Raw genomic sequence first — 9,671 nt, forward strand, 5'->3', positions numbered from 1 at the left:
GCTCGCGAAGGCGGCACGTCAGCCACCGCGATGTTGACTGATCCAATGCTTTCGCGAGCAGGCTCGCTCCCACATTGGTCCTCATTGAGCCCAGATATCGGGCTCGACCCAAATCCCACAGGGGCATTACGGCCAGGTTCAACTGTCGACCAACTGCCGCACCGCTACGATTTCCGGCAAGTCTTGGCGGGCCACGTACACCCGCAGCGGTTCGGTGAGGTTGATCCGGTCGTCGATGTTCTGGTCCAGCAACAGCTGTATTCGCTCGCGCTTGAGCACCATGGTGCCGCCTGCCGCAAGAGCCCAGACGAATTCGCAGGTGGGGATGATGCCGTCGGCGGCCACGTCCATGCCAAAGGAGTCTTCGCTGAAACGCACGATGTGCTGGCCGGTCTTGCGGTTCAGGCCGACGAAGCCCCGGAGCTGGTCGGCAGTCTGGCAGATGAGTGTCGAAGTGATGCGCATGGTAAACCTCATGATGCGTCCCGAGGGACGTCTGATCGATGGTTTACACGCAAGGCAAGCGAATGCTGGAGTTAAGGTTTCCCTCTATCGGGGAAACTGATGTGGCCTAGATTAACGTAGACCGACCTGAAAAAGCATCGCAATAGCGTCATTCAGCGCAACCTCGCTAAGCGAGCCTGATGAATCGCGCAGCGTCGAAAGGAGATCAACCCATCCCGATCATCAGGTCGGCACCTCGGTTAAGGTCTGAAGGTTGGATGGACAAGTTTCAATGAAGCCTGTTCATAGGCATAGGCGAATCCCAACAACCCGGCGTCTTCCCACATCGAACCGATAAACGAGATGGACGTAGGCTCACCGCCCTGCTCCGTGCCAGAGGGTACGGTGATGATAGGGTAGCCAGCTATCGCCGCGCTCGGCTGGGATACGCCGTCAAGGTCGGCCACCAGCGCATCCAGCGTGTGATTAGAGAATAGAGTGTCAATCATGCTTCTAAAACGGCTGTGTATCGGTAGCCACAGAGCATCTATTTGTTCTTCGTTCAACGTTTGCGCATGGACTTGTTCGAGCACCTGCTGGCCATGATTCTCCTCACCCGGATGCTGCTCATTGAACACGATCAGGTTATCCAGCGTTCCGATTGGCGAACCGTTGCGCGTATTGAAGTAAGTCTGCAGTTCAAGCTTCATCCCCGCTAGCAACACCTGTAAATAATCGTTTATATCTGGAAAATTCAAAGTCACCGGAACAAGGGTAGCTCCACTACTCTGAATAATTTTCAGCGCTGCGCAGAACTGAGGACTGAGGTCGTGGACCATCCCGTTACCTAAATCACATTGTGTACGATCCGAGGCATTCATGACGGTGGGCAATAGTGGAATAGCACTCAAGGGCTTTAGTCCATCATCTAACACCACGCCGATACGTTTCCCCTGTAACGCCTCGGTAGTTAAGGCACTGGTGTAATCATTATCTTGAGGAGCACTGCCTGTAGGAGGGTCGGATGGATCGGCCCCAACCAGATGGTTCAATAACAAAGCGACATCGTAAACCGTGCGGGCCATCGGCCCGGGGGTATCCTGCCGTCGGGTAACCGGAATGACACCTGAGCGACTCACCAGCCCAAGACTGGGTTTGAAGCCGACAATGCCATTGACGGCGGATGGGCAGATGATCGAGCCATTGGTCTCGGTGCCCACCGAAATGGGTGCGAAACCCGCAGCCACGCCAGCGGCCGAGCCCGAGCTGGAGCCACAGGTACCTGCGCTTAACACGTGCGGGTTGAGTCCTTGGCCACCTCGGCCGCTCCAACCCAACGGCACTCTCCAATCCCTCATGCCGGCCCATTCGCTCATGTTGGCTTTGCCCAGGATAATGGCGCCAGCCTCGCGCAGTTGCCTGACGACGAATGCGTCTTGCGCAGCCGGCATCCCGACCATCGCCAGTGAGCCGGCGGATGTCTGCATCAGGTCTGCGGTGTCGATATTGTCCTTGATCAATACCGGTATACCGTGCAGCGGGCCTCGAACATTACCGCTCGCGCGCTCACTGTCGCGTAACGCTGCGTCTGCCAGGGCCTGAGGATTCAATTCGAGAACAGCTTTGAGCTGAGGACCTTCTTTATCCAGAGTCTGGATCCGATTGTTCAGATAGCTCACCAACTCCGCCGACGTAAGCTGGTTGTCGTTCAATCGTTGATTGAGTTCCGTGATACTCAAATACTCGTAGGCCTGGCTGTCATTTTCAGTTGTTGCTGCCTGGGCTTGGGGCGCGAGTGCAATGAACGATAAAGCCCAGAGCTTAGCCTTCCATAATGTGTTTCGATTAGTCATGTCAGTCCCTTGATATGGAGAATACGAACTTACTGTTTTGCTCTGCCGCGCATAGTAAGGGTCGAAAAAAACACAGGCACTGCTAGAACTGTTAATCCATATTGCGGACGGGTAGATGGGGCAGACAAGCCGGAAAATAACCACCGCCCACGACAATTTCCGCACGTGACGATAGCGCTGAGCGCGTTCAGTTGATAAAAAAGAGATCTTTGCCCCCACGAAAGGAAATCGAGCATGCCCGTCACCTTTACCCGTAGCGCGTTGATGCTGAGCCTGATGCTCGGTTTGGGCCAGGCACACGCCGCCGAGGTGTCGAGTCCCAAGGCCCTGGCTACCCAGCAGGGCATCCCTCACCCTGCGGTCATCGCCCATCGCGGCGCCTCGTTCGATGCACCGGAGTCCACCGCCGCGGCCTACAAACTGGCCCGCGACCTGGGCGCCGATTATCTGGAACTCGACCTGCAGCGCAGCAAGGATGGCGTGCTGTTCGTCCTGCACGACGATAGCCTGTTGCGCACCACCGATGTCGCTACCAAATTTCCGGAGCGCAAGGACAGCACCGCCAACCAATTCACCATGGCCGAACTCAAGACGCTGGACGCCGGCAGCTGGTTCAACGCGGCCTACCCGGAGCGTGCGCGTCCTGCCTTTGTCGGCCTGAAGATCCTGACTCTGGATGAAGTCATCAACATCGCCGAGGGCAACCCGCAACAGAAGCCGGGGCTGTACATCGAAACCAAGGAGCCGAAGCTGTTCCCTGGCATCGAGCGCGACCTGAAGGACAAGCTGCAGGACCGTGGCTGGCTCAGCCCGTCCGGCTCCAAGCTGGCCAAGCGCGCCCTCGGTGTCGGCCAGGGCAAAGGCAAGGTGGTATTGCAGACCTTCGAAAAGAGCAGCCTGGAACTGCTGCACAAGGAAATGCCGAAGGTGCCGAAAATCCTGTTGCTGTGGGTCGGCGAAGGCAATATCGAGCCTAAGTCCAAGGTGCCGTTTGCCGAGTCCGGCGAGACCGACAAGGCGCTCTACTACGCGAAACAGGAACCCAAGGACAAGGCCGAATTCGAACAATGGATCCAGTACGCCAAGGCCCAGGGCGCTATCGGCACCGGCCCGTCGGCAGCGTTGACCCACGGCGGCAGCCAGAGTTATGCGGATCTGGTGAAACCCTGGATGAACCAGTACACCCACGATCAGGGTTTGCTGGTGCATGTCTATACGGTGGATGAGCCGGTGGACTTCAGGAAAGTCATGGATGCCGGTGTGGACGGCATTTTCACCAACCGGGCCAGCGAATTGCTCAAGTACTTCAAACGCCCTGAAACAGGCAGCGTGACGCAACTTTTGCAGAAAAACGGTTACTGATGGACAGCAGCGGATCGGCGCATCCGCTACAAGTTTTCCGAATTAAGGGTGAATTAAGTTGCCAGAGATAATCTGAACCCACTTAAACGAATCAACCTTTAACGACACCAAGGAAAGACAATATGAAAACTTTGACTGCCCTGTTCACCGCTGCCGCCCTGACCCTCACCGCCGGCCTGGCCCAGGCTGATGTACGAATCGACCAGGTTCCTCAGTTGGTCAAGGACGGCAAGATCAAGTCGCTCGAATCGATGAATGAAGAAGTGCTGAAGCTGCACCCGGGTGGCACGATCACCGACACCGATCTGGATAACCACTTCAACGGTTACGAATATGAAGTCGAAGTGCGCGACGCCAAGGGCCAGGAGTGGGATGTCGACTTTGACGCAACTACTGGCAAAGTCCTGAGCAACAAACAAGATACTTAATCCGTCGTCAAAAGAAGCCGCGCAACTTCCAGGTTGCGTGGCTTCTTTGCATCCGCCGAAAGTAAACCGCTGCTGACCGCCAACCCAGTCCAACCGTCACAAAACCTTCAAACAACCCTGCAATGATGCCGCTAAGTGAACCTGTCATCGCCACGGCAGGCACTCCCGCCAGCGAGCCCGCATGAATCACAGCATCGATCAAAGCCACCGCGATCCGGATCTGTTCGGCCTGCTCTACGGGTTTCGCTTCCGCCCCGGCGAGCGCGGGCGAGAGATCGATTCGGCCCAGGCCCTGCGATGCCTGCAGCAACCGGAGGACGCCGAGGAATTTCTCTGGCTGCATCTGAACCTGGCTCATGCCGCTTGCGAGCGCTGGATGAAAAACCATCTGGCCTTGCCCGAGGAGTTTTTCGAAGCCCTGCATGAAGGCTCGCGCTCGACCCGCATCGAGCACGTGGACTCGGCCTTGTTGGCCGTGGTCAACGATGTGGTATTCAACCTCAGCAACCTGGCGTCGTCGGACGTGTCCACCTTGTGGGTTTGCGTTCACAGTCGGCTGATCATCAGCGCACGCCTGCAGCCATTGCACTCGGTGGACAAGCTGCGCTCGTCGGTCAAGGCTGGCGAGTGCTTCCGTTCGCCGCTGGAACTGCTCGTGCATCTGCTGCGTGACCAGGGCGAAGTGCTGACCCAGATCGTGCGCAAGACCAGCCTCAGCGTCGACCAGATCGAAGACCAGTTGCTGTCTTCGCGCGTGTCCAACAACCGCGCCGAACTGGGCAGCCAACGGCGGATACTGGTGCGTCTGCAACGCCTGCTGGCATTGGAGCCGGGTTCGTTGCTGCGGCTGCTCAATCGCCCGCCACAATGGCTGCAGAAAGAAGACGTCAAGGAGCTGCGCAAATCCACCGAGGAATTCGCCCTGATCATCAACGACCTCACCGCGTTGGGCGAGCGGATAAAATTGCTGCAGGAAGAAATCGCCGCCAACCTCAATGAACAGAGCAACCGCACGCTGTTCACCCTGACGGTGGTCACGGTGCTCGCGCTGCCCATCAACATCATTGCCGGTTTTTTCGGCATGAATGTCGGCGGCGTGCCGCTGGCCGATGATGCCCACGGCTTCTGGATCCTCGTCGCACTGGTGGCGACTTTCACCGTGATTGCAGGCCGATGGGCGTTCCGCAAGCGCCGGGATTATTGAATCGATCCCTGTTTGCCTGTCGTATGAGCTTTTGTGGCGAGGGAGCTTGCTCCCGCTCGGCTGCGCAGCAGTCGTAAAGTCTGCCAACCATCTTATTCCTGATGCACCGCGCTGAATGGCTTTGGGGCTGCTATGCAGCCCAGCGGGAGCAAGCTCCCTCGCCACAGGTGGGCTACTGCATCAGGAACATACGGTCAAGCACTCAACCGCGCCGTCACTTCATTCAGCTGCCCGGACAACCCATGCAAATCGCGGCTCGCCGCTTCGGTGCGCTGCACATTGTCCAGGTTGGTGCTGGCGATGCAGGTGATTTCCGTCAGGTTGCGGGAGATGTCCTCGGCCACCGAGGTCTGCTCTTCCGCCGCCGTGGCGATCTGGCGGTTCATGTCGCGAATCGCTTCGACTGCGTGGGTGATGCGCTCAAGCATCTCGCCGGCCTGGGTCACCTGCTCGACGCTTTCTTCACTGCGCGACTGCCCGCTTTCGATGGCCTGGGCCGCGTCCACCGCCCCGGTCTGGACGGTCTGGATAATCTGATTGATCTCGATGATCGACGAGGCCGTGCGTTGAGCCAGGCTGCGCACCTCATCGGCCACCACCGCAAAACCACGCCCCGCCTCACCGGCCCGGGCGGCTTCGATGGCGGCGTTGAGGGCCAGCAGGTTGGTTTGTTCGGCGATCCCGCGGATCACTTCCAGCACCTTGCCGATGCGCCCGCTGTCGGCTTCCAGACGACGGATCACCGTGGCGGTGTTGGCAATTTCGCCGCGCATCTGCGTGATGGTGTGAATAGTGCCTTGCATCACTTTCTCGCCCTGCTGCGCCGAATGATCGGCGTCATCGGCTGCCTGCGCCGCATCGGCGGCGTGGCGAGCAACTTCCTGGGCGGTGGCGGACATTTCGTTCATCGCCGTCGCCACCTGATCGGTGCGTTCGAATTGCTCGCTGGTGCCCTGGCTCATCAGGCTGGCGATGGCGTTGAGTTCACCGCTGGCGCTGTCCAGCTCGGTGGCGCTGCGTTGCAGGCGGGTGAAGGTTTCGGCAAGGAAATCGCGCAACGTGTTGGCCGCCAGGGCCAGGTCGCCCAGCTCATCCTGGCGCGTGCTCGACACACGCTCGGCGAAACGCCCGCGGCTCAGTTGCGTCACGTATTCGATCAGGTTACGGATCGGCTGCACCAGGTTGCGGTTGACCAGCCACAGGCTCAGCAACCCGATCAGCACTCCCGAGATGAGCATGATCACCGTGCCCAGCAGGATCGTGCGATCGGCACCGGCACTGATCAGCGCCGACTGCTCATCACCCAATTTGTGCAGCTCGACCACCAACTCGCTCATCTGCTCGCTGGTCGCCCGGTCCACGCCCTTGACCGCGGCATCACCCGCCGCCGCGTCGCGGCCAGCCGCCACAAACGCATCACGACCCTTTTGATAGGCCGCGCCGAGTTGGGCATGTTCGCCTCGCAGGCGTTCGATGCGCGTCTTGATCTGCGCCGGAACACCCTCGTGTTTGATCAGGTCGCCAAGGATGCCCTGGACGTCGCGCTGACGGTCTTCGAATTGCTTCCAGTATTTCTCCAGCTCCGCCGGCTGCTTGCCGCGCAGCAGCACGTTTTTCCATTCCTGGACCTGGACCTTGAATTGCAGGTTCGCCTCGTCGATCAATTGCGACGCACGCAACGGGCCACTGATCAGGTTGCGATAATTGTGGATGCCATCGGAAAGGAAATGAAAGGACGCCAGGGCGATCAGCAGCATTGCCAGCAAGCTGCCGCTCAGCAACGCCAGGATCTGGGCTTTCAGGGATTTTTGTAAAAACATGGAGTCGATCTCTCGGCAAAAAGGACCGTCCATGTCCAGGGTCCACTGTCGCAACTGAGCGTGCGGGATATAGCATGCCATCGGCACGCATACCTTGTTCTTGAGCCTTGGCGACCACCGGTAATGGCGTCGTTTTCCGCGAGTGAACATGACCTGTCCGGACAACTCCTTTTGTCGCTCCGCCTGGATTAAAAAGTCTTTTTGTCATTTCTTCTGGGGTATCCTGCCCACGCTTTGTACAAGCGCGGATCTACCCGATCGATCAACAGACTTTGCGAGGAGCGCGAAATGCACGAGATTCCGAATCTCCCCTTCCCAAGCCTGCACGAACCTGAGCAGACGCCCAAGCTACAAGCCGGGGGGCAACCCGACGCCCAGCAACCCGAGCCGCCGCAAGCCACTGAACGCCGCCAGGCCGACAGCGAAGACTGATACACCCGCACCAACAGACTGTGTGGAAAGCGCTAAGATGCGCTTTCCACACCGCCTGAATCCGAGCCCAGCACCATGACCGACGACACTTCCTCCTTCAGCCCGGCCCAGGCCAGCGTCCTGATCGACACCGCTGAGAAAATGGTCGATATCTGGACCCGTCTCTCCCCCGAAAAACAAGCCACCCTGCTGGCCCGCTTCGGCACGCAAGAAAATGCCCTGGCCGCTCTCGTCACCACGCATCTGGTCGCTGGCAAACCCCCTGGCGAGACGCCGTCCGGCAAATAGTTCTACTTTTCCAAGCTTCGCCCGCACGGTCGCCGTTATCATAAGCAGCCTATCTATCCAGCTGCCCCGCGGACTTTTTACCCATGCCAGATTCCCAGCGCCCCTTGGCGGTCACGCTGCAAGTCGTTTCCATCGTCCTGTTCACTTTCATCGGCTATCTGAACATCGGTATTCCCTTGGCCGTACTGCCCGGCTTCGTTCATGGCGAGCTGGGTTTCGGTGCGGTGATCGCCGGGCTGGTCATCAGCGTGCAGTATCTGGCCACCCTCCTCAGCCGGCCTTATGCGGGGCGCATCATCGACAACCTGGGCAGCAAGCGGGCGGTCATGTTCGGCCTGGCCGGATGCGGCCTGAGCGGCGTGTTCATGCTGGTCTCGGCCTGGACCGCGGGCATGCCGGCGCTGAGCCTGAGCAGCCTGTTGATCGGACGCCTGGTGCTGGGCAGCGCGGAAAGCCTGGTGGGCTCCGGCTCGATTGGCTGGGGCATCGGCCGGGTCGGCGCGGCCAATACCGCCAAGGTGATTTCCTGGAACGGTATCGCCAGTTACGGCGCGCTGGCGATCGGCGCGCCGCTGGGGGTCTGGCTGGTCAAGTCCCTGGGGCTGTGGAGCATGGGCGTGAGCATCATCCTGCTGGCAATGCTCGGGCTGGCATTGGCCTGGCCGAAAACCGCCGCGCCGATCGTCACCGGCGAACGCCTGCCGTTCATGCATGTGCTCGGGCGCGTGCTGCCCCATGGTTGCGGCCTGGCCTTGGGCTCCATCGGTTTTGGCACCATCGCCACCTTCATCACGCTGTATTACGCCACCCGGCATTGGGATAACGCCGTGCTCTGCCTGAGCCTGTTCGGTGCGAGTTTCATCGGTGCGCGTTTGCTGTTCGGCAACCTGATCAACCGTCTCGGTGGCTTCCGGGTGGCGATCGCCTGCCTCTCGGTGGAAACCCTGGGCCTGCTGCTGTTGTGGCTGGCGCCGGATGCGCAGTGGGCCCTGGCGGGTGCGGCGTTGAGTGGTTTCGGGTTTTCGCTGGTATTCCCGGCGCTGGGGGTGGAAGCGGTCAACCTGGTACCGGCCTCCAGCCGTGGGGCGGCAGTGGGCGCATATTCACTGTTCATCGATTTGTCGCTGGGCATCACCGGTCCGTTGGCCGGCGCGATTGCCGCGGGTTTCGGTTTTGCCTCGATCTTTCTGTTCGCCGCGCTGGCAGCCCTCGGTGGGCTGGCATTGAGCGTCTACCTGTATCGCCAGGCCCCTCGGTATCGCGAGGAGCGGGACAGGCACTAGAAGTCCACCTTGCCGCGCCCGGCCTTGATCGAGCCACGCTTGGTCTTGGATTCGAGACGACGTTTTGTCGAACCCAGGGTCGGCTTGGTCGGACGGCGTTTCTTTTCGACCTTGGTGGCGCTGAGGATCAGCTCGACCAGACGTTCCAATGCATCGGCCCGGTTCTGTTCCTGCGTGCGGTATTGCTGGGCCTTGATGATCAATACGCCGTCGCCGGTGATGCGACTGTCGCGCAGGGCCAGCAGCCGCTCCTTGTAGAACTCGGGCAGCGACGAGGCCGGGATGTCGAAGCGCAAGTGCACGGCGCTGGAAACCTTGTTGACGTTCTGCCCGCCGGCGCCCTGGGCGCGGATGGCCGTCAGCTCGATCTCGGCGTCCGGGATGTGCACGGTGTTGGAAATGACCAGCATGGAAAGCGTCCGGTGTCAGGCTCCACAGGATACCGCGAATTCCCGATCCAACCCCTGCCCTCTGAGAATGGTTGGGAACCCAAACTCTGTGAACACAGCAGGACCAATGTGGGAGCGAGCCTGCTCGCGAAAGCGGTGGGTCAGTTG

Annotated in this window: 10 protein-coding genes; 6 read left to right on the forward strand and 4 right to left on the reverse strand. The window is 59.7% G+C overall.

Features of this window, described 5'->3' with window-relative positions:
• Positions 1–138 precede the first annotated feature (138 nt).
• Both ACE04F_RS22545 and ACE04F_RS22550 read right to left on the reverse strand, forming a co-directional pair.
• On the reverse strand, positions 139–465 hold the full coding sequence (locus tag ACE04F_RS22545) for a DUF2025 family protein (protein ID WP_486109988.1): 327 nt from the start codon (positions 463–465) through the stop codon (positions 139–141).
• Positions 466–704: 239 nt separating this feature from the next.
• On the reverse strand, positions 705–2,297 hold the full coding sequence (locus ACE04F_RS22550) for an amidase family protein (protein ID WP_486109989.1): 1,593 nt from the start codon (positions 2,295–2,297) through the stop codon (positions 705–707).
• A 234-nt stretch (positions 2,298–2,531) separates the two neighbouring features.
• Here ACE04F_RS22550 and ACE04F_RS22555 point away from each other — a divergent pair, with 234 nt between their 5' ends.
• From ACE04F_RS22555 to ACE04F_RS22565, 3 genes are all read left to right on the forward strand, one after another.
• A complete protein-coding gene (locus ACE04F_RS22555) occupies positions 2,532–3,659 on the forward strand; it encodes a glycerophosphodiester phosphodiesterase (protein ID WP_486109990.1) in 1,128 nt (375 codons plus the stop codon).
• A gap of 122 nt (positions 3,660–3,781) precedes the next feature.
• Positions 3,782–4,087, forward strand: a complete 306-nt coding sequence (locus tag ACE04F_RS22560) for a PepSY domain-containing protein (protein ID WP_434601625.1) — start codon at positions 3,782–3,784, stop codon at positions 4,085–4,087.
• Positions 4,088–4,268: 181 nt separating this feature from the next.
• A complete protein-coding gene (locus ACE04F_RS22565; protein ID WP_486109991.1) occupies positions 4,269–5,291 on the forward strand; it encodes a transporter in 1,023 nt (340 codons plus the stop codon).
• Between the two features lie 194 nt (positions 5,292–5,485).
• Here the strand turns inward: ACE04F_RS22565 and ACE04F_RS22570 are convergent, their stop codons facing one another.
• Entirely contained in the window at positions 5,486–7,111 is a 1,626-nt protein-coding gene (locus ACE04F_RS22570) for a methyl-accepting chemotaxis protein (RefSeq protein WP_486109992.1), read from the reverse strand.
• 288 nt (positions 7,112–7,399) lie between these two features.
• Between ACE04F_RS22570 and ACE04F_RS22575 the strand changes: the two genes are divergently transcribed.
• From ACE04F_RS22575 to ACE04F_RS22585, 3 genes are all read left to right on the forward strand, one after another.
• Entirely contained in the window at positions 7,400–7,543 is a 144-nt protein-coding gene (locus ACE04F_RS22575) for a hypothetical protein (protein ID WP_486109993.1), read from the forward strand.
• Positions 7,544–7,618: 75 nt separating this feature from the next.
• On the forward strand, positions 7,619–7,831 hold the full coding sequence (locus ACE04F_RS22580) for a hypothetical protein (protein ID WP_486109994.1): 213 nt from the start codon (positions 7,619–7,621) through the stop codon (positions 7,829–7,831).
• A gap of 83 nt (positions 7,832–7,914) precedes the next feature.
• A complete protein-coding gene (locus ACE04F_RS22585; RefSeq protein WP_486109995.1) occupies positions 7,915–9,114 on the forward strand; it encodes an MFS transporter in 1,200 nt (399 codons plus the stop codon).
• On the opposite strand, the gene arfB is transcribed toward ACE04F_RS22585, so the two are convergent.
• On the reverse strand, positions 9,111–9,524 hold the full coding sequence (gene arfB / locus ACE04F_RS22590) for an alternative ribosome rescue aminoacyl-tRNA hydrolase ArfB (RefSeq protein WP_486109996.1): 414 nt from the start codon (positions 9,522–9,524) through the stop codon (positions 9,111–9,113). The two genes, ACE04F_RS22585 and arfB, sit on opposite strands and share 4 nt — an antisense overlap.
• Positions 9,525–9,671 lie beyond the last annotated feature (147 nt).

It is taken from the genome of Pseudomonas sp. AGC41 (assembly GCF_057334555.1).

Coding starts and splice junctions, on each gene's coding strand:
- ACE04F_RS22545 (WP_486109988.1), bottom strand. CDS start 465: ATGCGCATCACTTCGACACTCATCTGCCAGACTGCCGACCAGCTCCGG.
- ACE04F_RS22550 (WP_486109989.1), bottom strand. CDS start 2,297: ATGACTAATCGAAACACATTATGGAAGGCTAAGCTCTGGGCTTTATCG.
- ACE04F_RS22575 (WP_486109993.1), top strand. CDS start 7,400: ATGCACGAGATTCCGAATCTCCCCTTCCCAAGCCTGCACGAACCTGAG.
- ACE04F_RS22580 (WP_486109994.1), top strand. CDS start 7,619: ATGACCGACGACACTTCCTCCTTCAGCCCGGCCCAGGCCAGCGTCCTG.
- ACE04F_RS22585 (WP_486109995.1), top strand. CDS start 7,915: ATGCCAGATTCCCAGCGCCCCTTGGCGGTCACGCTGCAAGTCGTTTCC.
- arfB (WP_486109996.1), bottom strand. CDS start 9,524: ATGCTGGTCATTTCCAACACCGTGCACATCCCGGACGCCGAGATCGAG.
- ACE04F_RS22560 (WP_434601625.1), top strand. CDS start 3,782: ATGAAAACTTTGACTGCCCTGTTCACCGCTGCCGCCCTGACCCTCACC.
- ACE04F_RS22555 (WP_486109990.1), top strand. CDS start 2,532: ATGCCCGTCACCTTTACCCGTAGCGCGTTGATGCTGAGCCTGATGCTC.
- ACE04F_RS22570 (WP_486109992.1), bottom strand. CDS start 7,111: ATGTTTTTACAAAAATCCCTGAAAGCCCAGATCCTGGCGTTGCTGAGC.
- ACE04F_RS22565 (WP_486109991.1), top strand. CDS start 4,269: ATGAATCACAGCATCGATCAAAGCCACCGCGATCCGGATCTGTTCGGC.